Here is a 24,239-nt window from a genome sequence, read left to right as displayed (position 1 = left end):
GCGGGCCCGCTCACAGACGCCGCGCTGAGACCAGAGCGCCCCAGCCGCCGATGGAGGTGCGGGTGGGGCGGTGACCTGCGCTGTGAGCGGCTGTGAGCGAGCCGGCGAGCTGTCAGACGTCGTCGGGGCGGTGGGTTGTCAGCGGGTGAGTGGGGGTGGGGATCCGGGTCGGCCAGGCGAGGTCGACGATCTGGTCGACGTCGGGTGCGGGTTCGCCGAGGTCGGCCAGGTCCAGCAGCCGGCGCGGCGCGTCGTCCGCACCGACGACCAGCCAGACGGCATCGGCCGCGCAGGCCCCGTTAGGCACGCTGTCGCGGGCAGCGGTGGCCACCGGCACCGAGGTGCGCAAACCCGTCAGCAGGTCGTGCAGAGCGCGTTCTTGGGCGGTGTTGGGCAGCCAGAACAGCACCGGCCAGGCGGGGCCGCCCATGGCGGCGTGGACGGTGTAGCTGCTCACCTTGTTCAGCAGCACGCGGGGCCGCTCGAGGCCACTGTCGAACTCGGCGAAGAACGCCACTCGGCGATCTCCTTCGCTGAACACGCCGTGTCCGTCCGGACGAACCGGAGAGAGCAGTGTGGTGTCGAACGCGCCTGGCTCTGCGCACCGTTGCTCCGACCACCACCGCTCTAGCTGCGCCTGCGGGGCAGTACGTGCCCGCCCGGCGAGGTCGGTGAAGAACTGGTTGACCCCCAGCAGGTGATCCAGTGTCCGGCTGGCGGCCAGTCGGCGCTTGCGCACCACCGTTTGCCCGGGTCGAGGCGGTGTGTGGTCTCGGGTGGCGGCGACGCATTCCGCGCCGATCTGGTCGAGGACGTAGTGCCAGGGATACGAGCCGCCGCCGGCTCGCAGCGGCCGGAACCGGTCCACGAGGCCGAGTTGGTGCAGCTTCAGCAGCCGCCGCTGGGCGAAGTCGAGCGACCCGAACAGGGCATGGCTGATCTGGAACGTGGTGAGGACCTTGTGATCGGATAGCCAGTCGAGAAGCAGGCGATCACGATCGGTGAGTTGAGCTTGGACACGCAGAACACGGTCTTGGCTTTTACGCATGGCGATTACCCCCACAGGAGAGACCCCTGAGGGTCTTTTGCAGCAGAGCGGATTGGTCGGCACACCGGCGGTGCGCTGCGGATGTGGCCCGTCGGGACGGTCGGTGTCGGTATCCGCCTCTACACGCACACCCACACCGCCCCCAAGCCGTGGCGCGGCACCGACGCCAACACGGAGGCCGCAGGCGGCCCACTGACAGCGACGGGCCGAGGTCGTCGCGGTCCTGGGTGGTGGCGGGGTGCCGAGGTCTGGGGTGCGGACCTGCGGTCGGTGACGTGGCGGGTGTGGTTCTGCCCGTCGCGGCGGCGGCGTCGTGCTGGCCGCTGTCGACGCCGGCGACGGTGGTGAAAGCCCCTCGTGCGGTGGGTCGTTGTGGGGCGAGGTGTTGCCTCGCTGCGCCCTCCGCCGGGTGCGGCAGGTGGGTTGTCCTCGGCCGGTGAGGGTGCCGGGACAGTCGGTGGACGGTGAGCGGTCGGCCGGCCCTGTACAGGTGGGTCGGCGGTGTCCAGTGTGGCTCGGATGGCTGGCATTCGGGAGTCGATGATCGCGCTGACATGTGAGTGTCCTCGGGAGAGAGTCGATGAGGCCCCTCGGGTGAGGGACCTGTAATTGCGTAGTAGTGCTGTCTGGGCCAGGGACGTGTGTCCTCCTTTCGCGAAGCTGGGTGCGCTGGGCGTCGGCGACGAGGAACCGAGATCCGTCATCGGCCCGCTGGGTGCCCGTGGTCGCGTCTGCGGGGCAGGGGTGCGCCCGTCAGGGGCGGCGCGAGGGGTGGCCGGCTGTTTTGTCGTTGCGGGTGTCGCCGCCGCGTCGCCGGCTGTCGTCCTTGGTCGGCTGCGACAGCTGCTCGACGAGGTCGTCGATGGCGCTGGTGTCCTGTGGCTCGACCTTCTTCGCAGCGGTCTGCCGGATGGCGGTGGCGGCGCCGACGATGGGTTTCGGGGGGCGGGTGCGCATGGTGAACGCCGGGGCCTGGCGCCCATCGGTGATCAGGCGGGCCACGGCGGTGTAGGCGTCGAGGTGGGTCAGGTCGTGCTCGTCGAGTTCGGGCAGGGTGTGCCTGGCCAGCACGGCGGCGTCCTCTGGCGCGCAGGAGAAGTAGATCTTGTTTCGGGCGTTCGCTGACGCGGCGGCGAGGAGGTCCTTGGGGAACTGGGCGAGGTCCTGGTGGGACAGGACCAGCGACAGCCGGTACTTGCGGGCCTCGGCGAGCATCGTGTCCAGGCTGTTGGCGAGGGTGAGGAAGTTCTGCGCCTCGTCGATGATCAGGGTGGCGTCGCGGCGTTGGTCGGGTGCGATGCGGGCGCGGGCGGTGGCGGCCTGCCACACCTGCGCCAGGATCAGCGATCCCAGCAGTTTGCTGGTGTCCTCTCCTAGTTGGCCCTTGGGGATGCGCACCAGCAGCGCCCCGCCGTCGAGGATCTGGCCGATGTCGAAGCTCGATTGGGGGAATCCCATGGTGCGTTTGACGAAGTCCCGGAGCAGGAAGGCGCGCAGGCGGGCGAGGACGGGGCCGATGACCTGGGCGCGTAGGGCGGGGTTGAGTTCGTCGTACCACTGCCAGAAGCCCCTGAGCCCGGCTGGGTCGTCGAGCTGGACGGTCATGGCGGAGCGGAACTGCGGCGAGTTGAGCAGCGGTGGGATGTGCTGCAGGGTGACGTTGGCGTGCCGCAGCAGAGTGAGGCAGGCCACTCGCATGACGTCGTCCATGCGTGGTCCCCACGCCTTGGAGAAGATGCTCCCGAAGATCGACACGAGGTTGTCGACGACCAGGTCGGGATCGTCGCCCGATAGGGGGTTGATCGTCGGCGGGTTGGGCTGGTCGGGGTCGAAGAGCACCACCCGGTCCGCGACCTCGGCGGGTAGCCGATCGAGGATGTCCAGGACCAGGTCGCCGTGCGGGTCGATGACGACGGTGCCGCGACCGGCGATGATGTCGTCGACGGCCATGTTGACCAGCAGCGTTGTTTTGCCGCTGCCCGTCGATCCGATCACATGTGTGTGGTACCGGGCGTCCGGCACGGCGAGGGCCACGGCGTGGCCGTCGATCTCCGCGTCGCCGAGGACCTTCTCACCGCGACCGCCGGAAGACACCGCGACCGGTGCCGGCATCGACTTGGCCCGTGCGCGGTCCAAGCCTGGCACCGCCAGGTCGCGGGGAAGAGCGGCGAGCGTGGCCAGCTCCGGGGTGCAGGTGAGAAAGCCTGCCCCGAGGCGCCGTTGGGCGATAACCGCAGCTGGCGACGACATGCGCACGCGGTGGGTGACCCGGTTGCGGCCGGAGTACACGGCGAACGCCGCCGCGATCGTGTCCGCTGTGCCCCGCAGTCGCGGACGCTGGTCGGTGTTGGCGCGGTGGGTGTCCTTACCGACGGCGTACCGCACGGCGGTCTCCCACAGCGGGTGGGCGATCTTGTCGAGGATGGCGCGCACATCGCGTTCCACGCTCGGATCCCGGCGGGCCGTCGGCGTGGCGCGGGTGGTGCTGGCGGAGCGCCCGGGTAGGAACGCCTCGATGAGCCAGAGCAGCGGGGCGGCCGGGTTGATGGTGGGCAGGGCGGTCGTGCCGTCGCGCAGCCGGCTCGCGGCGCGGCGGGCCCGTTGAACGCGGCGGGCGGTGGCAGGGCGGGTGAGGATCTGCACGCAGGCGTGCTCGTCGGCGCGCAGGCTGGAGCCGGCGGACATCAGGGCGCGCAGCGGGTCGTTGTCGTGGTCGGTGCGCAGCGGCAGCCACTCGGCGGCGACGGGCAGCAGGTGCCCGCCCACCGCCGTCGTGTCGGCCGGGATCGGCGGGCCGGGGTTGTCATCGGTGGTGCAGGCGGCGCCGGGCCACGCGGCGCGCACGGCGGCTTCAACGGCGCCGGGTGGGACGGTGCCGGGCACCCACACGCCGATCAGCAGCCGCCGCCCAGTCCAGGTGTACTGCCACACGACGTGCGGGCTGCCGTAGAGCAGCCGGCGCCGCCGCGAGGGGGTGAGGGTGCCGGCCAGGTTGGACCACAGCGCGGCGCTGCTGTGCGGGTCCACCTCGGGTGGCGGGGCGATGGTCACCAGGCGCGCGCCGTCGGCGTGATGGCGGTGTCGCCAGATGGCGAGGAGGTTGCGGGCCGCCACGAAGGCGACCAGCGCGCTCGCGGCGACCGCGAGGAGCCACGGTCGCTGCGCCGCCCACTCGGCGGCGTCGAGCAGCCATCGAGTCGCGCCCGTGGGGGGCGCGATGCTTGTGGGCGGGGCGATACCTGTGGGGGGTGCGCTGGGTGCGGGAACGGTGGCGAGGTGGGCGGTGGGGTTCACAGGTCCTCCTCGTCGTCGAGGCCGGCCAGGTCGCCGGGGCGGGTGGTGGCGAGTTGGTGTTCGGTGTTGGAGGCGATCGCCTCGAAGCTGGTGCGGTTGGTGCCGGAGATCAGCAGGCCGGTGCCGACGCGGGCGGCGAGCAGCAGCCGGCGTTCGCCGGCGGTGAGGCCAAACGCGTCGCCGATGGCGTCGATGGCCTGCGGGGCCTGCTTGAGCAGCACCTGTGTGGCGGCGTTGGCGACGACGGCTTGCCCGAGGTCGGTGCCGAGGACGTCGGCGACGTCTTGGGTGATCACGGCCAGGCCGGCGTGACGTTTCCGCGCGGCTTTCGACATTCGGAACAGAAAGCGGGCGCCTTCGCCGTCGCGCATGAGCAGCCACGCCTCGTCGACCACGACCAGGCGCCGGGTCGCTGACCGGCCGGGGGCGTCGACCTGCCGCCAGATCGCGTCGAGGGCCAGGAGGGTGCCGACGGTGCGCAGTTCGTCGGGCAGCTGCCGCAGCGACCACACGACCAGGTGCCCGTCGAGGCGGGTGGTGGACGGGCCGTCGAACAGCTGGGAGAACGATCCCTGCACCCACGGTGCGAGGCGGGCGGCGAGCTGCCCGGCGGCCGGATCGCTGTCGTCGTCCAGGCGGGCGGCGAGGTCGCGCAGCAGCGGCGCGGGCCGGTGGTGGGTCGCCGGGTCGGCGGTGATGCCGGCGTGGCGGTAGACGGCGAGGATCGCCCGGTCGAGCGCCGCGCGTTCGGCCGGTGGCGGTTGGTGGCCGAGGAGCACGGCGATCAGGGTGTGCAGGAACAGCCCGCGGCGGGTCAGCACGTCGGGTCGGGTGTCCCCGGCGGGCAGGTCGAGGGGGTTGATCTTCACGCCGGTGGCGCCGAGGCGTACCACGGTGCCGCCGACGGCGTCGGCGAGCCTGAGGTATTCGTCTTCGGGGTCGATGACGGCGATCTGCACCTGCTGGTAGAGGTTGCGCAGGATCTCCAGCTTGACGAAGTAGCTCTTGCCGGCGCCGGAGCGCGCGAGGACGACGGAGTTGTGGTTTTCCTGCGCCCAGCGGTCCCACCACACGATGCCCTGCGAGTCGGGGTTGACCCCGTAGAGCACGCCGCCTTCGGCGGGTGGGTCGCCGGGTAGCGGTGCGGGCAGGTCGGCCGAGGCGAGGGGGAACGCGGCGGCGAGGGCTTGGGTGTCCATGGTGCGGCGCATCTGCAGCGAGTCCGTGCACAGGGGCAGGGTGGTGGTCCAGCCGGCGAGGTGGCGCCAGGTCGCGGGCTGCACCTCGATGAGCGTGGACGCGGCGGCGGCCTTCACCTGCGCGCAGGCCTGCAGAAGTTCGTCCTCGGTGCGGGCGTGCACGGTCAGGTACAGCCCGACGCGGAACAGTTTCGCCGCACCACGGGCCAGGCGCTGGGCCAGGTCGGCGGCGTCCTCGGCCGCCGCCTCGACGTAGGGGTCGGGCAGCTTTCCACTCTCGGCGCCAGCGCGGCGGCTGGACTCGAAGCGGGCGCGCTGGTTGCGCAGCCGAGACGCCGCGATCGGTGCGGGCAGCGGGTCGATGTGCAGGGCCAGGTCGAGGCGGCCCGGCCACGACAGGAGCGGCTCCAGCCAGGCGTGGCCGACCTCGGCGGGGTAGCCGGTGACGACGAGGGTCGCGGCGTACCCGTCGCCGACGCGCAGCATCCGCGGGGTCACCTCGACTGAGGCGGGCGTGACGGCGCCCGCCAGCGACGACGGCGGGCGGAGGCCGCCAGTAGCCGTGCGGGAGCGTTTACGGGGTTTCATCAGCGTGCCTTCTTCCTGGTGTCGGAGTGGGTGTGTGGGCCGGTGATGACGGCGTCGGGGGCGGCGAGCCCGCCAGGGCGTGAGGGCCGGTACGGGTCGGCCGCTGCGGCGATCGCCGCGGTGACCGCCGCCCCGTCCAGGGCGCGGGTGGTGACCCCCAGACCAGACAGAGACCGGACGGTGTCGTCGGCGCGTCGGCGCGCCGCGTGGTCTCCGCGTTCGCCCGCGCTGCTGCGGGTGACGATGAGAACCTGTCGGCGCAGCGGATCCCGCCGGGTGGCGAGGTCGTCGAGGAAGCGGGCGTGGTCAGCTGCCGCGTCCACCAGCGCCGGGTGAGGCAGCGACTCCACGGCCTGCGACAGCGTGGTGGCGGCGGAGTGCAGATCGACCGGCTGCGCCGACACGACGATCTGCGTCGGCGTGGACAGGCTGTTGAGCCACCGGCCGAACGTGTCGACCAGGGCGGCCTGTTCGTCGGCGGTGCGCAGCGCCAGGTTGACGCTGGTCGCGGCGACCATCGCCGCCCGCGCCCCGCCCAGGCGGATTTCTCCCTCGTCGTCGATCGCGTCGGCGGGCAGCTTCAGCGGCGCCGGCACCATGACCCTGCTCTTCGGTGCCTGGACCCAGTCCGGCGTCGTCGACGTCGTGTCCGTCGTCGACAGCGCACGCGGCGCCCGGGCGTGCCGGACGGCGGCGAGCAGCCACACGTCCAGCGGCAGGCCGTCGCGGCGGCCGACGGCGACACCGAACACGAGGCCGCCGAGGACCACGGCGGCGCCGACGAGAACCAGCGCCGGCACGAGGTGGTGCAGGGCACGCCACGCGCCGTAGAAGGCCAGGGCGGCGACGGCGAGGATCGCCAGCTGACGGAAGGTCAGCCCATAGAGCACCTTGTCCGGGGCGTCCACGTCTGACGGCATCCGCGCACGGCCTGCCTCGGTGCGGTCGATGGCGGTCATCGGCTCACCGCCCGCAGTCCGCGGCCGAGGCCGGGAATCGAGCGGGTGGCCTGCTGCACCACGACCACCCGCACCGCGGCGCCGATCATGTTCGCGCCGCGGCCGTTGCCGGTGGAGACGAAGCTTTTCATCATCGCGGGCACCCGCAGGGTGGTCCACAGCATGACCATCACGACGAACAGGTTGATCACCCCGCCCGGGTCCACCGGCAGCCCGAGCACGGGCAGCAGGTTGTCGGGGTCGGTGAGCATCCACTGCCCGGCGTACAGGGTGAAGCCCTGCACGATCGGCACCGCGAGGGTCCCGGCGTAGGCCTTCCACCACATCCGGGCGATCGGATCGGTTTGCGGAAGGGCGTGACACGCCAGCGCCAACGGCGCGAACGCCGTCAGGACCAGCACTGTCGCGAAGCGAACGATCACACTGAACGCGGTCGAGGCGAGTAGCACCGCGATGATCGCCACGCAGACCACGAACAACAGCACCGCGGTCTTGTCCTGCCCCGCACTGATGTGTGTTTTGATCGCCCGCAACGCGCCGTCGCTGTCCCCGTCGGGGGTGGTCAGGGCTGCGGTGAGGGCGTTGGCGAGGTCGATGAGCATGCGGCACCACAGCTGCGAGAAGTGCGCGGCGACGAACCCGACGATCAGCCGCGGCATGAGGTCCTTGACGGTGTACTGGGAGGCTTCGCCGCCGCCGGCGGTCATGGTGAGCACGCCGGCGGCGACGAACGCGAGGACGAAGGCGGTGTCGACGACCCAGATCGAGCGGCCGGTCAGGGCCTGCACCTGCGGCAGGACCGTGACGTCCGGGGTGATCAGCAGCGCGCTGCTGATCACCCCGATCAGCGCGTCGAGGGTCGCGAGGATCGCCGCCGCCATCCAGTCGAGGATTTGGCCCAGCAGATAACTCATTCCCATAGCGGCGTCAGCCTCCGACGATGCCCTGGACGATCCCGAGCAGGATCGGAGCCAGCACGGCGAGGCCGTAGCCGATCAGGGCGTTCTTCAGCGCGCTCTTGGCCTTGTCAACCTGCGCTGGGTCTCCTCCGGCGGTGGCCCAGTAGACGCCGGCCAGGACGAGGAACAGGGTGGCGACGGCCGCGAGGATGCCGATCAACCACATCTGCAGGTTGAGGATGACGACCGGGAGGGAGTTCGCCGCCAGCACGGGCACGCCGGTGTCGGCGTACGCGGCGGCGGGCACGGACAGAAACAGCAGCACCTCGCCGGTCACGGCGGCGACGCGGCCGACCTGACGGGCGGTGCGGGAGCGGGTGAGGGCACGAAGACGTGCCGGAATGCGGGACATTGAGCGTTCACCTCCGGCCCCGGCCGGGTAAGGGCGGGGCGGTTGTCGGCGGTCCGGGTGGGTGGACCGCCGCCAGAGGGGCGCGGGCGCGGACAGCGCCTCGAAGCACGACCGTCCCCGGGAGGAGCACGTCCTCCCTTGTCGGGTAGCGATCTGTTCGGTGTGGTGTCAGCGCACCAAATTGCGCGGCACCCGGAGACGTCCGGTGCGTGGGGCGGCCCGGTGTGGGCCCGGCCCTCTGGCGGCGGGCGGGACCGTCACGCCCGCTCGATGGCGGGTGAAGTGGTCTCGCACTTGTAAACCGCCGCCTGTGTGCTCTGGTGAACGCCTGTCGTTCTCACAGCGACTCACAAGGACTCACAGCCGCTCACACACAGCCCGTCTTCTCGCGCCTGACCTGCACTTTGTCGGTTTCGGCTCCGAGGGGTTCTCTCTGAGCCGAGATGATCTTGTCGCCGGTGCTTCGTCCTCGGCGCTACGTTTGGTGGCAGCGTTCCCGCGACAGGTTCGTCAGCCCTCCCCGGGGGATGCCGTCGGCGAGCGGCGTGGACAAGGCCGCGGCGCCCGAACCGGAATTCCGGTGCGGCGCCGCGGGATCGCGTGCGGGTCGGGTCTCAGGCGGCGGCTGCCGCCTGGCTCGTGTCCTGACGGGCAGGGCGGCGGGCGGCGCGCAGTTTGCTGCGTCGTTCAGCCTGTAGAGCGAGGGCCTCGGCGGCCTGCGGGGATGCCGTCCCTGTGAGCAGGCCCGAGGCGAGGGCTTCGGCGATGCGGGTGTCGATGCGCCCCAGGCGCATCCGTAGGGCATCGGTGCTCAGGCCCCGCCGGGCGGCGATCGGTTCGATCGCCCGACGACCGAGTCGCACGTCGATGTAGGACTGCTCGTCGTCGGCGTCGAGGATGCCGAGCCGCACGGCGCGGTTGACCAGCACGTCGGGATGCCCGTAGGGAATCTGCGGGGTGCGGGGCCCGATGACGTGCTCGACGTCCTCCACCGGCGTGACCTCCGCCGCCTGCTGGCGCAGCTTGAACCCGGCGCGCCAGCCGGCGCGGCACAGCCCGGCGTAGGGGGCGGGCCGGGCGAGATCCACGTGATCGCGCAGCGCTACCAAGAACCCGGAGAGGACCTCCGCCTCGATGTCGTCGGGGTCGCCGGGGTAGCCGTTGCACAGCTGACGGGTGTAGCGGCGCAGCGCTGGCAGGGCCATGCCGACCGCGCCGATGACCCACTGCGGCCCGTCCAGGCGGGCACGGCGGATCATCTCGACCCACACCGCGTCGCGTGCCTCGAAGGACGTGCGATGCGCCAGCAGCCAGTCGCGCACCGCCAGCACCGTCATGACACCCGCCGGTAGGCCGACGTCTGGGCCGAGCTGGTCGAGGTCGATTGACAAGGGCGCGGGGTCGCAGGTCAACGCCGCGAACGCCACCTCGGCGGCGTCCAGCGGGGACTGCGGCCACTGCGTTGAAGTCGTGCTCATGATTGCCACTCCTCGGAGTCGATCTCGGTGTCGCCGCCGACCTGGGCGACGTCTGAGCAACCGATTAGGACAGGCGTGGCTCACAGACGCTCACAGCGCAGGTCAGCGCGCCTCTGCCGCTGTCAGAGGTGCTCCTCACTCCGGTGGGGGTGGCTGCGCGTCGGTGCCACCTTCGGTGGTGGCGCTCGTTGCCGCGCGACCCGCTGACCAGGACTGTGAGCGACAATCCAACCCACACGGCCCCGGTTTCGCCGCGCTTCTCACAACGGCCTGTCGTGCCGCTCACAGCCGCTCACAGCGGCCCGTCGTGCCGCTCACAACGGCTCACAGCGGCTCACAGCGGCTCACAGCGGCCTGTCCGTGCCGCTCACAGACGCTCACAGCGGCCCGTCGTGCCGCTCGCAGCGGCTCACAGCCGCGCGCAGCGGCTCACAGCCGCGCGCAGCGGCTCACAGCCGCGCGCAGCGGCTCACAGCCGCGCGCAGCGGCCTGCCGAGACGTGTGTATGACGACGGAGTCCTCGACCCGTCGTCGCGCCGCGTCCGGGCGCCGGCCGAACGGCTTCGCGGCGGTTCCCGCAATCCTGTCCGGCGAGGACGTCGGCGTGGCCGAAGTGACATGACGACCGCGCGCTGGGCGCGCCATCGTGGCCGTCTTCCGGGTGCCGCCGACGTGTCCGGCACCCCCTGCCACAATGACAATGTCAACGGTCTGCTTCGATGCCTTGGACAGATTGGCAACGCTCGCGGCTAACAGGTTGCCGCAGCGGCGCCGCCACCGTCGGCGATGACACCGCCCCGTGGCAAGCGGTCATCCTGGCATTGAACCTTGTCGTTGACATCATGTCCGCAGGTGCTCGTGAGCAGGACGTTGACATCGGTCACGAATGCGCGCGGCAGGCATCGGCGTGGTACCTGACGCGGTCGCGGCCACGCCGCCGCCGGCCGGCGATGACGCCGCCTGTGACGCTGCGGCGCGTCGGCCCGGCCACTTTGTCGGACAGGACAAGGACGGCTTTAGGGCTGTCACCACGAGTCGCATCAGCGCGCTGCGGACAGTTTGTCATCGGCTCGCGTCATCGCCGGCTGTCGATGACCAGGCGCCCCGCGGTGCGGCTGTGCTGTCCTGTGCCTCGCTGCCGACGTCCACGGGGCTTCTCTTCGGTGAGCGGGGAGGTATCCACCGACTGCGCACAGCACGGTCGCCGCCATGTTGTGAGCGGCTGTGAGTTTGACAGGCGTTCGCCAGAGCACACAGGCGCGGGTTTACAAGTGTCAGCGCACTGCATGCGCGGCGTGGAGCCGACACCACATGAGCGAGCACACGCCGCAGCACCACCAGCACCCCATCCACCCCGTCGACCCGCGCGCGGTCGACCCGACCCTGATCGACGTGATCGCCGGCGACCCGCCGGTGCCCGTGACCGTGTGGCGCACCGCCCACGGCCCGGCTGACGCCGGGCGTAGCCTTGGCGCCCGCCTGGCCTACCGGCTCGTCGCCGCCTATACCCGCCCCGGCGAGGTCGTGGTCGACCTCACCGCCGATCACGCCCTGAGCGCCGTGTGCGCCGCGGGCGCCGGCGACACCACCCGGGCTGGTTCACCGACGCGTCCAGCCTGATCATCGGACCAGCCACCCCGCCGGCGCGACCCGATCCCGCCGCCCTCGACGACAGCGACGACGGCGACGAGGGCGAGGGCGACGGCCTTCCGGACATGACCGCATGGTTCGGCGACGACCTCACCGACGGGCAACCGCCCACCGATCGCACCACCGCAGCAGACGGTCCCACGTCCCTCGGCGAGGCGACGAGCCTGGTCGTGGCCTGCTGGCCGCTTGACCCCGACGGCACCACCAACCGGGTCCGGCTGGCGTGGCTGCTGAGCGAGTGCGCGCGGCTGCTGCGCCTCGGCGGCTGCCTCGTCCTGGTCGTCACCGTTCCCACCGCAGCTGGCGGCCTGGAGGACTTCACCCCGGTGGCCACCGCCGCCGCGCAGGTGGGTTTGGGCTACCTGCAGCACATCGTCGCCGTCGGCGCCGACACCGACGGCGACGCGTTCGTCTACCACGTCACCGACGAGGAACTGCTCACCCTGACCCATCCGCACTGGGTGGCGCACGTTCGGGTCCACGCGGACCTGCTCGTGTTCTCGCCCGCGAACAAGGCGCGCGCGCAGCGCCACATCGGCGGTGAGAGCCGTGGCTGAGCACACCGCTTCTCCCGCCGAGTCTCAGGAGCCGACCCAGGACTCCACCCTGGGCGACAGCGCTCGGCGCCACTCCGCGCAGCCGGAAGGTCTGTCGGTGTGGGCGACCGCCCAGCGCACCGGGCCAGTGCAGCGCCGCGGCCGGTACGTGCCTGAGTCGGTCAAGCACCCGGCCCGGATGCTCCCGGCCATCGCCGCGCACGCGGTGCACGCCTACACCCATCCTGGGGACCTGGTCCTCGACCCGATGTGCGGGATCGGCACCACCCTCGTCGAGGCCATCCATGCCGGCCGCGACGCCATCGGCGTGGAGTACGAGCCGCGCTGGTCCAACATCGCCGACGCCAACATCACCCACGCCCACCACCACGGCGCGACCGGCAGGGCGTCGGTGGTCCGCGGCGACGCCACCCGCCTGTCCACCCTCCTGCCCGCCGCTCTGGCGGGACAGGTCGCTCTCGTGGTCACCTCGCCGCCGTACGGGCCGACCGTGCACGGTCTGGTCCGACCCGGCGAGGACGGGGTGGCGAAGTTCGACAACGCCTACAACGACGGCGCCGACCGCGGGAACCTCGCCTACCGTGACCTCACCGGACTCGCCGACGGGTTCGAGCGGATCCTGCGCGGCTGCGCGGGCCTGCTGCGGCCCGGCGGCACCGTCGTGGTTACTGCCCGGCCGTGGCGCAAGCACGGGCAACTGGTCGACCTGCCCAGCGCCGTGATCGCCGCCGGCGTCCGCGCCGGCCTGGTGCCCACCGAACGGTGCGTGGCGCTACTCGCGGCGGTACGCGACGGGCAGCTCGTCGCCCGGCCGTCGTTCTTCCAACTCCAAGCCGTGCGCAAGGCCCGCGCCGGCGGCATCCCGCTGCACCTGATCACCCATGAGGACGTGCTGATCTTCCGCCAGCCGGGCGGCGACCCGGGTTCACCGATCCTGAACACCCCCGAGGGCGGGGTGATCGCGTGAAGATACCCACCCACCGATACCTGAGCCTCGGCGCCGGCGTGCAGAGCTCCACTCTGCTGCTGCTCGCGGCGCATGGCAAGGTCCCTACGTTCGACGCGGCGATCTTCGCGAACACCGGCTGGGAACCGGCCGCGGTCTACGCCCATCTGCGCCGACTGGAGCAGCTGGCCGCCGTATCGGGGATTCCGGTCGTGCGGGTCGCGGCGGGTGACATCCGCCGCGACGCCCTCGATCCGGACCACCGCTTCGCCTCAATGCCCCTGTTCACCCTGGGACCCAACGGCGAGCGGGGCATGGCACGCCGCCAGTGCACGGGCGAGTACAAGATCAAACCGATCAAGGTGGAGGTGCGGCGCCGCCTCGGCTACCCGCACCCCGCCCGGGTCCCCGCTGGTGTGATCGCCGAGATGGCAATCGGAATCAGCCTGGACGAGATCGGCCGGGCCCGTGACGCCGACGTCGCCTACATGCGCAACGTCTTCCCGCTGCTCGATCTCGGCTGGCGGCGCAAGGACTGCCTCGCCTACCTCGCCGCGCACGGGTGGGCGGACACCCCGCGCAGCGCGTGCGTGGGATGCCCGTTCCGCACCGACGCGGAGTGGGTGCGGTTGCGCCATGACGACCCAACCGGATGGGTCGACGCAGTGGCGTTCGACGCGGCGATCCGCCACGGGTCGGCGCGGGCCAACGCCGCCGGGCAGCCTTTGCGGGGGCAGTTCTTTTTGCACCGCCAGCGCGTCCCCCTCGACCAGGTCACCCTCCGCCCCAGGACTGAGGCGCAGACGGATGTGCCGGGGTGCGGGCCGTGGACCTGTCCCCACCCAGACACGGCCACCGAGCCAACGCCCGACTCATCGGTCGCGCCGGGGCGGGAGGTGCGCGATTGACCGGCACCTCCCACCCCGCATCGGATCGCTGTGCACCGGCTACGGCGGCCTCGACATGGCCGTCGAGCTGGTGCTCGGCGGCCAGCTCACCTGGTACGCCGAGACCGACCGACACGCCGCCACCGTCTGCGCCCACCACTGGCCCGACGTCCCGAACCTCGGCGACATCCGTGCCGTCGACTGGAGCACCGTCGCACCCGTCGACATCCTCACCGCCGGCTTCCCCTGCCAGGACATCTCCAACGCCGGCAAACGAGCCGGCATCACCGGTGCGCACTCCAGCCTGTGGAGCGCTGTCGCCGACGCCGTTCGCCACCTTCGACCGCCGCTCGTTTTCGTGGAAAACGTCGCCGCGCTCCTCCGCCGCGGCTTCGACGTCGTCGAAGCGACCTGGCCACGCTCGGGTACGACACGAGCTGGACGTGCCTACGCGCATCCGACATCGGCGCCGCGCACCGCCGCGACCGACTGTTCCTGCTGGCCACACCCGCAGAACCTCACCGAGGGGGTGCGGACGTTGCCGACACCGTGCGCCCGTGACGGAAAGGGCCCCGGGCACCAGTACGGGCTACCCGACCTGATCGAACCGTCCGGCTCCACCCACGGCCTGCTGCCCACCCCCACCGCGGTGGCATACGGGTCGAACAAGTCCCCGTCCGCCGGGGCGACCCGCCGGCCGAGCCTGGCTGGCGTCGCCGGGCAGCTCATGCCAACGCCGACGGTGGCGGACAGCCGATCCTCGGCCAACGTCACCGCCGGCCGCGTCACGCCGATCGATCACCAGGGCCGGACGCTGACCGACGCCACCCGGCTGCTGCCCACCCCGAGGGCCAGCGACACCGGCACCCCCGGACGTAAGGCGGGGGCCGGGTTCCGGCCCCCGCTGTCGCAGGTGCTGCTGCCCACCCCCAGGGCCACCGACGGAGCGAAAGGTTGCCCGGGGCAGCGCGGCTCGCATGGCGATCTCACCCTGCCGTCGGCGGCGGTGCGGGTACCCACCCGCACCCTGCCCACACCCCGCGCGTCCGACGGGCGCGGCCCGGGACGCCACGGCGACGGCGGGGCGGACTTGCGCACCACCGTCGCCGGCCTCGGCGACCTCGACGAGCACCGGTGGGGCGGTTACGCCGCCGCCATCGCCCGGTGGGAGCTGCTACTCGGCCGAGGCGCACCGGAACCGACCCAGGCCGGGCAGCACGGCAAGCCCGTGCTCGCCCCACCGTTCGTGGAATGGCTGATGGGCCTCAACCAGGGCCACGTCACCGACCCCACGCTGGGCTTGCCGCGCACCCTCGCGCTGCGGGTCTTGGGTAACGGCGTCGTCCCCCAGCAGGCAGCAGCCGCGCTGCGGCTGCTGCTGTGCCCGCACCGCTGGCAGGCACCGTCATGACCGAAGATCACCGCCCGGTGGGTCTGGCTGAATACCAGTACCACCAGGAAGGGCCAATCACCCTCTACCTCGGCGACACCCGGCAGGTGCTGACCGCCATGTCCGAGGCGTCCGTCGACTGCGTCGTCACCTCACCCCCGTTCTGGGGGCTGCGCGACTACGGCACCGGCCGCTGGAGCGGCGGCAACTCCTACTGCCCGCACGACGCAAGCCGTCGGGTCGACGGCGCCACCTGCCGGCGATGCCCCGCCCGATGGTCCGATCCGCAGTACGGACTCGAACCCACCCTCGACAAATACATAGACCGGCTGGTCGACGTATTCCGCCAAGTGCGCAGGGTGCTCACACCCACCGGCACCTGCTGGCTCAACCTCGGCGACAGCTACAGCAGCGCCTCCGGCGGCGCACCCCAAGCAGGCCGGCCACAGCCAGGAGGCCGACGACCGGCGAACCCCCGCGCGCAGGACACCCTTGCGGCGAAAAACCTCATCGGCGTGCCCTGGCGGGTCGCGTTCGCGCTGCAAGCCGACGGCTGGTGGCTGCGCAACGCGATCATCTGGTCCAAGACCAACCCGATGCCCGAGTCTGTCCGCGACCGCCTATCCACCACCTACGAACTGCTGTTCCTGCTCACCCCATCACCCACCTACTTTTTCGACCTCGACCCCATCCGGATACCGCTGGCGCACCCAGCGGCGGCCGACGGCAGCCGAGTCATCGGCGCGCCCGCAAGGGCGCCACCGGCGGGATCGGAGCGACCGCCCGCCGCCGAGGCGCCACCGCCTACGGCAGCAAGTACGCCGCCACCAACACCGCCGAGCCACGCGCCTCGGCGGGCAACCTCAAACCGCTCGGGCACGCCCACACCGCCGCACACGTCCGGGGCCGCAACCCCGGTGACGTGTGGCGCATCGCCACCCGCCCCTACCGCGGCTCCCACATCGCGCCGTTCCCCATCGACCTGCCACTACGGGCGATCGCCGCCGGCTGCCCAGCCAGCGGCGTGGTCCTCGACCCGTTCTCCGGCGCCAGCACCACCGGCCTTGCCGCGATGCACCTCGGCCGGCGCTACCTCGGCATCGACATCGCCGAGCAGTTCCACCACGAGGCCATCACCCGGCTACGTCCACACCTGGCGCAGGACACGACATGAGCCTGCGCCTCGTTCCAGTCACCTTCGCTCAGGCCGGCGAATTCATCACCGACTGGCATCGCCACCACCGCCCGCCCCGAGGACACAAGTTCTCCCTCGGCATCGCCCAGGACGACGTTCTCGTCGGGGTGGCGGTGGTCGGCCGGCCCGTCGCGCGGATGCTCGACGACGGCCACACCCTCGAAGTCACCCGCGTCGCCGTCGCCGACACCGCTCGGAACGGCTGCAGCATGCTCTACGGCGCCGCCTGGCGAGCCGCGAAAGCGCTCGGCTACCGACGGTTGGTCACCTACACCCAACAGGGCGAGTCCGGGGCCAGCCTGCGGGCGGCCGGGTGGCGCGTCGTCGCCACCCGGCCGCCTACACCCGGCTGGTCCCGCGCTGCCCGACCCCGCAGCGACCACGGCGTCGACCACATCGCCCGCCTCCGCTGGCAACCGCCGCGCTGACGCCCGCCCCTCGTCACCTCGACACCGAAGCCAGCCCTCAGGGTGGGCGCCCATCAAGTTACGTCGTGCGCCCACCCGCTGCTGCCGACACAACCCACCCCACTACCGAAGGAATGTCCGTTGTCACCCTTGATCTCTGCCGGTTGCACTCGTCGGCGGCTAGCGCGGCGTGTTCTCACCGCGCGGCCTGTGGGTGCAAAGCACTTACGCGGCTTGCAGCAGCTACAGCACCGGACACGCACAGAGCCCGACCTCGAAGCCGCCAACAGGGGCGCCTACGTAACGACCGACTTCGCGTCGACATCGGCTGTGGAGCTGGACCCGACACCACGATGCTCACGAAGGACGAGAAATGTCTAAGACCGACCGCCCCGACGACCTGCCGCCCACGACCGGATCATCGGCGCGTCACGCGTCGCGCAACCCGCGCCAACGGGACAACCTCAGCTGGCCGGTCGTCACCGTACGACCGGCGACGATCAACCTCCCCACCCTCACGGTCACCCAACGACACCGACGGCGGGTAGCGGACCAACTCGCCACCGGGCTGACCGTTGCCGCCCGGACCGGCCGGCCGAGCCTTTTCCCAGTTCTGGCCCTGACCGCACCGGTCGACGAAATCCCCCGGATAACCACGATCATCGACGAGGCCTTACAACTCGTCGCCGCACCGACGCCCGCTGCTATACGTGTAGGCCGGAACCTGCGCGGCGAACGCGCTGCGGTCGTACTCCACGGCGACCGGTGGAGCCTCGTCATAGAGACCCATCAAGCGGCGGCGCGCCAACCAACGGTCACCTACGCCTTCATCGACGGCTCTGGCGGACATTGTCTCGCGCTCTGCTTCGACGACCATCCCAACGCGCTCGGCGTCGCTTGGACCGAGATGACCCACCACGTCCTGGCGATGACAACCTAACCGCCCCACCGGCCGCACTAACCCGGCTACGCCGCCCGCCACCAGCTTCACAGCGCGCCCACAGACAGGCGCTTGAAGCCGGTCACGCGGCCAGCGCGGGCTGCCGCAGAGGCGCTCGTCACCGCTCTCATTGATCTACACATCGGATTTCTGCAAGCCCCGCAGCCCCTACCGCGGGCGGCCGACCGTCCGGTCGTTAAGGCGAATCACCACGCCGCGGATCGTCGGCGACCTGCCGCATCCCCGGATCAGCGGGAAGCGCATCTACGCGTCGCCCCAATCGTCCTGATCGGCGTCGCCCTCACCGCGCCGGACCGCGACCGCGCTCGCACCACCGCCCAGCGGCGGCTACGCGCAGAGCTGCTTTCGCGGCAGCCTAAGGACGGTCACCTGCACACAGCACCTCACCGTCAACTGGGTGCGGAAGCGGAGCTATCTCTCCATACGCGAGCCTGCCTTAAGGCTGACCGCCGACGGCCCGCACTTTCGAGTGATCGCACCTCACCAAGTCCGGCACCCCCACGGAGGGCAACCGGCTCCACCCCCACCGGCAACTGATCGCCTCATGAAAGGCACACCACGATGACTTCCCAGCCCTCACCAGCCAGCCCGTCGACCCCCGATCACCTCAACTGGACCATCGATCAAATCCGAGCGCTCGGCACCGTCACCGACATCGCCACCGTCGGGCAGATCTTCGGACTGCCCCGCTCCACCGCCTATGCCATGGCGCAAGCCGACACTCTGCCGGTGCCGGTCATCAAAATCGGCTCCCGCTACCGGGTATCCGTGACCGCGATCATCGCCGTCCTCACCGCCACCCACCCAAACCGCCGACCGCCGGCGACTTGACCGTTGCGCCGTGACGAGCGTCGATCAACCACGCGCGACGCCCGATAATCAGATGCTGCCACCGGCGGCATCCCCGTTCGAGGGAGGCACCTTCCATGGCCGACGGCTCGATCACCAAGCAGTGCGGCTGCCGCAAGGACGGCAAGCGGCTCGGAGCGAAGTGCCCCAAGCTGCGCCGCGGCGACGGCTGGAACCCCCACCACGGCAATTGGGCATACCAACTCGAACTGCCCACCGACGCCGGCAACAAGCGCCGGCAAATACGCCGCTCCGGCTTCACCAACCGCGAGCATGCAGCCAGCGAACGCGACAACGCCCGCGCGCTGCTCGACCTCGCCGGCACCAACGCGCTGATGCGCCAACACATCGCCGACCTCCTGCACAGCCTCAAAGCCGGCGAGGCACTCCCCGAGCGCGACACCATCACCCACCGAATCCACACCGGCGAAACCGCTGCCGGCAAGGCCATCACCCTCGGCGTGTACCTCGACACCTGGATCGCCAACCGCACGGGGCTCGCACCGGCCACCCTGCGCAGCTACCGCGACCACATCACCAACTACTGGAAACCGAAGATCGGCCACGTACCGCTGAACACGCTCACCCCCGGACACATCCAAACCGTCTTCGTCGCTATCGAAGAGCGCAACGCCGAAATCCTCGCGCTAAAGGCCAGCACCGACAAGGCGGTCCGAGACACGGTCAAGGGTGTACGCACCGTCGGCCCGGCCAGCATGCATCGCATCCTGGCAACCCTGCGCAAGGCACTCAACGACGCCCGGCGCCTCTACCGCCACCAACTCGTCGAGAACAACCCCGCCGAGTCGGTTCACCTCAAGTCCGGCGCCGCGCCCAAGCCACGGCTGTGGACCGCCTCTGCCGTCAACCGCTGGCGGCAAACCGGGCGCCGCCCCAGCGCCGTCATGGTCTGGACGCCCGCCCAGGCCGGCGAGTTCTTGGACTACGTCGAGAGCGCCGATCCCGAACTGTCCGCACTGTTCGACCTCGCCGTTCACCGGGGCCCCGCCGAGGCGAACTCGCAGGCCTGCACAACTACGACGTCGACCTTGGCAACGGTGAGATCACCATCACCGAACAACGCACCAGCGTCGGCTACAAGATCATTACGAAGGAAGTGAAGTCCGCCGCCGGCGACCGTGCCGTACCGCTCGCCGACGACACCGTCAACGTACTGCGGGCCTACCTTGCTCGACGCGCTACATGGAAACTCACCGCCGGGGCGAAGTGGCACAATAGTGATATTTTTTTCGTCCGCCGCGACGGCCGACCTTGGCATCCCGAGCTGATCACTGACCGCTTCGATCGTCACCTCGCCGCAAGCGGTCTGCCGCCCGTCAGGTTCCACGACCTTCGGCACACCGCCGCGACTCTCATGCTCGCCGCCGGCGCCAGCATCAAGGAAATCCAAGACACCCTCGGCCACGCCAACTACAAACTCACCGCCGACACCTACACGTCCGTCCTGCAGGAACTCAAGCGCTCCACCGCCGAGGCCGCCACCAAACTCGTTCCCCGCAAGCACCGAAAAGCGGCATAGTTCACGTCCCCCTCAGCAACACGGCAGTCCCACGATGGCGATACAGGCCCCTCCGACAATGGGAGGAGCCTGTATCGCTCGTCAGGGAGACAGGGGCTGGCGCGATGACTTCGGCTTCCTGGGCCAGCGCCGCAGTGCACCCGAATATTGCTGATAGCCCGCCACCGCACCCCTGGATAGCCTCGAGCCCGGAGAGCCGCTGCCCGAGCGTGAGGTCATCGCCCACAGCCCCCGATCCTCCCCACCAGGAGGGCGGTCCTTCCCTTGCAGGACGGACCGGCCTCGCAGTCGTTGCAAAGTGGCGGCCGGGCGTGGGGGTCCGTGCCGGCCGCTGCAGCGCTGAACGCTACACCCGACGGTTCGGATAGGGGCGCTGGCCAACGCCGTTGTCGGCCCCTAGAAGGAGCGGTATCCCTGGTCTGCCACCTCCTGCGGCGACGAGGGATAAAGCTAGTACAAGCTCGGCGTCGTATCGCCTGGCGCCAATTCCGAGGCAACACCAGGCGACACCCCCGGGCCTGAGGTCCGAAGGCTCCGGGAGGTGAAAGGGTAGGGCTGCCCCCGGCTAGCGGAGTCCGTGCACTGCGGCCGGCCCGTCTACCCCAACCCGTGGCGCAGCGGAGGCCCGGCGCCGCGTCTGCTGGGGGCGTTAGACGAGGCGGTCGCTCTCGCAGGGTCGGCTGCTAGCCCTGAGCGGTGAGAGAGAGGACAGCGACATGCGGCGACGGACGTTGGTGACCGGGACGCTCGGCGGTGTCGTGCTGGGCGCGTCCGCGCCGGCAATCGGATCGGCAGCCGTAGTTGGTCATGACCGGCTGCTGTTTGAGCCCGCCGCCCCAGGCGCGGCACCCGTCACCATCGACGCCCTGCGAACAACGATGTCGCAAGCGTCAGCCAACTTCCACGCGGTCCGCTATCAGCAGCTCGCACGACAACTGCCGGAGTTGCTGCGCGCCGCCGAGGCGACCCGTGACGCGGCACCGACCGACCGGGCAGGCTCAGTGCAGACAGTGCTCGCTGAGGTTTATGGCCTGGCGACGCGCCTCAGCGTGAAATTGCACGATCCTGGCGTGGCGTGGTCGATGGCGGACCGGGCGGTGCAGGCGGCGCGAGCGTGCGACGACCTCCACACGCTCGCGGAGACATACCGGACGGCCGCCGTGGTGTTGCGCCGATCAGGCCGCCACGATGAGGCGCAGCGAATGGTCATTCAAGCTGCGGCTCACCTCCGGGAGCACACCCGTTTGAAAGCCGGCAGGGATGTGTCCCTGTACGCGTCGATGCTGGCGACGGCCGCCTACACCGCTGCTCGCGCAGACCGACGCGACGATGCGTGGACACTGGCTGCGGAGGCAGGAGATGCGTTGACTTCCGGCACGGCGTCCGGATTTGGACCAAACGATCTTGAGCTGTACCGGTCGGGAATCGCACGGGCGCTCGGCGACTTCGGCGCAGCCGTCGATCATGCTTCCCGAGTGCGGATCGAACTGTTCACGACGCCGGAGCGTCGGGCCCGCTACTGGGAAGACGTCGCGCTGGCATGGATGGGTCGCGGCCGGGCCGCGGAGGCGTGGGTGGCGTTGCAGGAGGCCGAGGCGACGGCCCCCCAAGAGGTGCGGTATCGGCCTTGGGCGCAGGATCTGACCGCTGACCTCCTTGCCCGCGATCGAGGGGTAATGCTGCCCGGGATCCGTCCGTTCGCCGCCCGCATCCAGGCGGCTGGACCAGCCTAGCGCTGGCCATGTCGTCGGAAGGCTATGCCTGATGTCCAACGCGTGGCGTGCCGCCTCGGTGCAGGAGTCTCTCTTCGGGGAGGGTGACCCTTTAGCCGGCCCTGAGCCCGTCCTGATGGCCCTGAATCCGGATTACTATGAACTCTTTTGGCGGCATGCGAAGGTTCACGAATTCCGTCGTAGGTTCATCCAAGGTCAAGCGACACGTTGGTTCGTTTACCTCACCGCGCCCGTGAGTCGGTTAGGTGTCTGTCATCGACCTTGCGCCAGCGATCGTGGATTCTCCCGAGCGCATCGCCGAGATCGCTGAGCGGGTTCGCCAGGGCAACGGTTCAACCGTCCTCGAGTACGTCGAAGGCCTTGATCAGGCTTTCGCCATGCCGGTTCGGCGGATCCGTGAGTATCCGGGCCTCTCCGTGGCGGAAGTGCGCGCCGAACTCGGCCGCTTCCATCCGCCACAGGGGTATGTGCGCCTGCGTCAGCATCCTGGTCTGCTGCGGCTTTGCGAGAGGATCGCGGCTGGTGAGCCGGTTCGGGAGATGGCGATCGATGGCGAACATAGGCGTTGTGCTTAAACAGCGGTGCGTCCCGCCCCTCGTAGCGGCGGGGGCAGCACGGCGGAGCGACGGGTGGCGGGCCTCGTCCTTGGGGCGGGTCCGAGCTGCACCCCGCGGTCCAGGCCTAGAGACCGGCGGTCATCACTCATAGCCAGAATCCAGGAAGCCGTCGCCGCCGCGCTCGTCGCTCGCGCGGGTGGACTCGGACGAGTTCGATCGGAGAAGGCTCAGCAGCCTGCACCCGTGGTCGGTGTACGGAAGATGTGGTGCCTCGCCACTGGTCCATCTCTATGTCAGACGTGGTACTGCCAGCTACAGCGAGACCAGCAACGAGCTGTTGGCCCGGCAAGACACCTAGCTTGGCAGGTCCGCGGTCGGTTTGCTTGCCCGGCCGTCGACCTGCACGGGGCGATGAGGAGCGGAAGCCCTCACGCGTCAGGGCGCAGTGGCGGGTGCCCGCCACGGTGGAACTCGAACCGCTCCTGCACCAACCCGTACTGCTCGAACGTGCCGGCGAATACCGCGCCCGCCCGCGACAGCAACCGCTTGGATCGATCGTTCGCTCGTTGAGTCGTGGCTATCAGCAGGTTCTCGTCGAGGTTCTCGAAGAACCAGACGCGGATCAGCTCGACCGCTTCGCCGGCCAGCCCGTGCCCCCAGTACGCGCGCCGGAGCTGGTAGGACACCTCCCACGGGCCACGCTTCCGCGCGAGGCTTCCGCTTCCAACGACCTCGCCGCTCACGCGCCCGACGATCACGAACTGGCCCCACGCCTGGGCGCTGATTTTTTGCATCGCGTTGGCTGCCGCGACCGTCGGATCGATCGGACCGCCGATGTATGAACGAACGTGCGGGTCGGTTGCCATCTCGATCAAAGCTGGCTCATCGCCGTAACCCGGTGGCCTCAGCCTCACCCGTTCTCCTTCAGGCGAGAACGACAGCCATTCGGTCATCGGACAAGCGTGACAGACGCACCGCTTGAGCACGATGCCGACAGGCCAGAACCGACATCATCGATGCGGCGGTTCGTTTGGGAATCACGGTGTCAGCACCGCGTGCAGGTGTTGCCGGTCCTCGACGGGCAACCCGAGTGCGTGATCAATGTTGGCCAGCAGTCGGCTGCTACGCGCGGGTCGCGTCGGGTCCAATCGACGCGCATTTCACGCCGTTGGCCCGCCGCGAGCCGCAGCGCTTGACTGGATCTACGGACGGCACCGGGCCTCGGTCGTCAGGCCGCACCCGGCGGTCCGGTAGAGCAGAGCCTGAAACAGGCCGATTTCGGACAACGGTCTCTTCAAGTATCGGTTGCTGTTCGGGGTGGGCAGGGACCCGTCATTAGCCGGGCTACCTCAGGGTTGCGTGGAAGGTGTTCCGGTGTCGTTGGTGGCGTGGCCACGCTCGAGGATCAGCACGCAGGAGAACAGGCCCGGCCGGGTGCCGGACACTTGTTCGCGCGCGGAGAGGAGTTCACCGGTGCCGGGGTTGATGATGAGCTGCGTCGTGGAGCCGTCGGCGGTCACCGTGAAGCCGAGGCCGGCCCGTCCGGCGAGGTCTGTTTGCTCGCCTTGATAGGCGATGTTCGGTACGGCGGCTAGTAGTGCTTTGTTAGGTTCTGTGGCGTTTGTTGCGGTGTAAGGGTTTCACGGGTCGGTGGCAGGTGAGGCAGGCGCCGGTCCAGGTCGCGAGGAGC

General features: G+C 70.3%; 18 protein-coding genes and 4 pseudogenes. 13 read left to right on the top strand and 9 right to left on the bottom strand.

Annotated features, from left to right (window positions below; all coding sequences use genetic code 11):
- Nucleotides 1-112: 112 nt before the first annotated feature.
- The 7 genes from JM949_RS00110 to JM949_RS00080 all read right to left on the bottom strand — a co-directional run bounded on the left by JM949_RS00110 (nucleotide 113) and on the right by JM949_RS00080 (nucleotide 9,877).
- Nucleotides 113-1,048 carry a replication-relaxation family protein gene (locus JM949_RS00110; RefSeq protein WP_203146408.1) on the bottom strand — a complete coding sequence of 312 codons (936 nt, stop codon included), beginning with the start codon at nucleotides 1,046-1,048 and terminating at the stop codon, nucleotides 113-115.
- 753 nt (nucleotides 1,049-1,801) lie between these two features.
- Nucleotides 1,802-4,342 (bottom strand): helicase HerA domain-containing protein, encoded by a 2,541-nt coding sequence (locus JM949_RS00105; RefSeq protein WP_309231933.1) that lies wholly within the window; start codon nucleotides 4,340-4,342, stop codon nucleotides 1,802-1,804.
- Nucleotides 4,339-6,129 carry a VirB4 family type IV secretion system protein gene (locus JM949_RS00100; protein ID WP_203146407.1) on the bottom strand — a complete coding sequence of 597 codons (1,791 nt, stop codon included), beginning with the start codon at nucleotides 6,127-6,129 and terminating at the stop codon, nucleotides 4,339-4,341. The genes JM949_RS00105 and JM949_RS00100 overlap by 4 nt, the downstream gene beginning before the upstream one ends.
- Nucleotides 6,129-7,049, bottom strand: a complete 921-nt coding sequence (locus JM949_RS00095) for a PrgI family protein (protein ID WP_203146480.1) — start codon at nucleotides 7,047-7,049, stop codon at nucleotides 6,129-6,131. The genes JM949_RS00100 and JM949_RS00095 overlap by 1 nt, the downstream gene beginning before the upstream one ends.
- Before the next feature lie 35 nt (nucleotides 7,050-7,084).
- Nucleotides 7,085-8,002 (bottom strand): type IV secretion system protein, encoded by a 918-nt coding sequence (locus tag JM949_RS00090; RefSeq protein ID WP_203146406.1) that lies wholly within the window; start codon nucleotides 8,000-8,002, stop codon nucleotides 7,085-7,087.
- A gap of 13 nt (nucleotides 8,003-8,015) precedes the next feature.
- Entirely contained in the window at nucleotides 8,016-8,399 is a 384-nt protein-coding gene (locus tag JM949_RS00085; RefSeq protein WP_203146405.1) for a pilin, read from the bottom strand.
- A 614-nt stretch (nucleotides 8,400-9,013) separates the two neighbouring features.
- Complete coding sequence (locus JM949_RS00080) at nucleotides 9,014-9,877, bottom strand: hypothetical protein (RefSeq protein WP_203146404.1); 864 nt, start codon at nucleotides 9,875-9,877, stop codon at nucleotides 9,014-9,016.
- A 1,311-nt stretch (nucleotides 9,878-11,188) separates the two neighbouring features.
- Between JM949_RS00080 and JM949_RS00075 the strand changes: the two are divergent.
- The 13 genes and pseudogenes from JM949_RS00075 to JM949_RS00015 all read left to right on the top strand — a co-directional run bounded on the left by JM949_RS00075 (nucleotide 11,189) and on the right by JM949_RS00015 (nucleotide 22,567).
- Nucleotides 11,189-12,084: pseudogene (locus tag JM949_RS00075) on the top strand (hypothetical protein).
- A 49-nt stretch (nucleotides 12,085-12,133) separates the two neighbouring features.
- Nucleotides 12,134-13,051 (top strand): TRM11 family SAM-dependent methyltransferase, encoded by a 918-nt coding sequence (locus tag JM949_RS00070; protein ID WP_203146479.1) that lies wholly within the window; start codon nucleotides 12,134-12,136, stop codon nucleotides 13,049-13,051.
- The gene (locus JM949_RS00065; RefSeq protein ID WP_203146403.1) at nucleotides 13,048-13,938 is read left to right on the top strand and encodes an adenine nucleotide alpha hydrolase family protein; all 891 of its coding nucleotides are present in this window, start codon (nucleotides 13,048-13,050) and stop codon (nucleotides 13,936-13,938) included. Before JM949_RS00070 ends, JM949_RS00065 begins: the two co-directional genes overlap by 4 nt.
- Nucleotides 13,838-14,242 (top strand): annotated as a pseudogene (locus JM949_RS38890) (DNA cytosine methyltransferase); the annotation flags it as partial. The gene JM949_RS00065 and the pseudogene JM949_RS38890, both read left to right, overlap by 101 nt.
- Nucleotides 14,224-14,478 (top strand): DNA cytosine methyltransferase, encoded by a 255-nt coding sequence (locus JM949_RS38885; RefSeq protein ID WP_309231943.1) that lies wholly within the window; start codon nucleotides 14,224-14,226, stop codon nucleotides 14,476-14,478. The pseudogene JM949_RS38890 and the gene JM949_RS38885, both read left to right, overlap by 19 nt.
- An 846-nt stretch (nucleotides 14,479-15,324) precedes the next feature.
- Nucleotides 15,325-15,999, top strand: a pseudogene (locus tag JM949_RS39495) (DNA-methyltransferase); the annotation flags it as partial.
- Nucleotides 15,885-16,481: a DNA methyltransferase gene (locus tag JM949_RS36165; protein WP_407664672.1), complete on the top strand. Its 597-nt coding sequence runs from the start codon at nucleotides 15,885-15,887 to the stop codon at nucleotides 16,479-16,481. The pseudogene JM949_RS39495 and the gene JM949_RS36165, both read left to right, overlap by 115 nt.
- The gene (locus JM949_RS00040; RefSeq protein ID WP_203146401.1) at nucleotides 16,478-16,930 is read left to right on the top strand and encodes an XF1762 family protein; all 453 of its coding nucleotides are present in this window, start codon (nucleotides 16,478-16,480) and stop codon (nucleotides 16,928-16,930) included. Before JM949_RS36165 ends, JM949_RS00040 begins: the two co-directional genes overlap by 4 nt.
- 352 nt (nucleotides 16,931-17,282) lie before the next feature.
- Nucleotides 17,283-17,849: a hypothetical protein gene (locus JM949_RS00035; protein ID WP_203146400.1), complete on the top strand. Its 567-nt coding sequence runs from the start codon at nucleotides 17,283-17,285 to the stop codon at nucleotides 17,847-17,849.
- A 582-nt stretch (nucleotides 17,850-18,431) separates the two neighbouring features.
- Complete coding sequence (locus JM949_RS00030; protein WP_203146399.1) at nucleotides 18,432-18,701, top strand: helix-turn-helix domain-containing protein; 270 nt, start codon at nucleotides 18,432-18,434, stop codon at nucleotides 18,699-18,701.
- 95 nt (nucleotides 18,702-18,796) lie between these two features.
- Nucleotides 18,797-20,259: pseudogene (locus JM949_RS00025) on the top strand (tyrosine-type recombinase/integrase).
- Nucleotides 20,260-20,975: 716 nt separating this feature from the next.
- Nucleotides 20,976-21,992, top strand: a complete 1,017-nt coding sequence (locus JM949_RS00020; RefSeq protein WP_203146398.1) for a hypothetical protein — start codon at nucleotides 20,976-20,978, stop codon at nucleotides 21,990-21,992.
- 245 nt (nucleotides 21,993-22,237) lie between these two features.
- On the top strand, nucleotides 22,238-22,567 hold the full coding sequence (locus JM949_RS00015) for a hypothetical protein (RefSeq protein WP_238432314.1): 330 nt from the start codon (nucleotides 22,238-22,240) through the stop codon (nucleotides 22,565-22,567).
- Between the two features lie 410 nt (nucleotides 22,568-22,977).
- On the opposite strand, the gene JM949_RS00010 is transcribed toward JM949_RS00015, so the two are convergent.
- Together JM949_RS00010 and JM949_RS00005 are read right to left on the bottom strand one after the other, a co-directional pair.
- A complete protein-coding gene (locus JM949_RS00010) occupies nucleotides 22,978-23,502 on the bottom strand; it encodes a GNAT family N-acetyltransferase (RefSeq protein WP_203146397.1) in 525 nt (174 codons plus the stop codon).
- A 396-nt stretch (nucleotides 23,503-23,898) separates the two neighbouring features.
- On the bottom strand, nucleotides 23,899-24,069 hold the full coding sequence (locus JM949_RS00005; RefSeq protein WP_203146396.1) for a hypothetical protein: 171 nt from the start codon (nucleotides 24,067-24,069) through the stop codon (nucleotides 23,899-23,901).
- Nucleotides 24,070-24,239: the final 170 nt, after the last annotated feature.

Origin of the sequence: Micromonospora tarensis (genome assembly GCF_016803395.1) — a bacterium.
GTDB lineage: Bacteria > Actinomycetota > Actinomycetes > Mycobacteriales > Micromonosporaceae > Micromonospora > Micromonospora tarensis.
Note: the sequence above shows the minus strand (reverse complement) of the source record. Positions and strands in the feature narration are given on the sequence as shown.

Coding starts and splice junctions, on each gene's coding strand:
- JM949_RS00090 (WP_203146406.1), bottom strand. CDS start 8,002: ATGAGTTATCTGCTGGGCCAAATCCTCGACTGGATGGCGGCGGCGATC.
- JM949_RS00110 (WP_203146408.1), bottom strand. CDS start 1,048: ATGCGTAAAAGCCAAGACCGTGTTCTGCGTGTCCAAGCTCAACTCACC.
- JM949_RS00035 (WP_203146400.1), top strand. CDS start 17,283: ATGTCTAAGACCGACCGCCCCGACGACCTGCCGCCCACGACCGGATCA.
- JM949_RS00030 (WP_203146399.1), top strand. CDS start 18,432: ATGACTTCCCAGCCCTCACCAGCCAGCCCGTCGACCCCCGATCACCTC.
- JM949_RS00020 (WP_203146398.1), top strand. CDS start 20,976: ATGCGGCGACGGACGTTGGTGACCGGGACGCTCGGCGGTGTCGTGCTG.
- JM949_RS00040 (WP_203146401.1), top strand. CDS start 16,478: ATGAGCCTGCGCCTCGTTCCAGTCACCTTCGCTCAGGCCGGCGAATTC.
- JM949_RS00080 (WP_203146404.1), bottom strand. CDS start 9,877: ATGAGCACGACTTCAACGCAGTGGCCGCAGTCCCCGCTGGACGCCGCC.
- JM949_RS00095 (WP_203146480.1), bottom strand. CDS start 7,049: ATGCCGTCAGACGTGGACGCCCCGGACAAGGTGCTCTATGGGCTGACC.
- JM949_RS00100 (WP_203146407.1), bottom strand. CDS start 6,129: ATGAAACCCCGTAAACGCTCCCGCACGGCTACTGGCGGCCTCCGCCCG.
- JM949_RS00085 (WP_203146405.1), bottom strand. CDS start 8,399: ATGTCCCGCATTCCGGCACGTCTTCGTGCCCTCACCCGCTCCCGCACC.
- JM949_RS00010 (WP_203146397.1), bottom strand. CDS start 23,502: ATGACCGAATGGCTGTCGTTCTCGCCTGAAGGAGAACGGGTGAGGCTG.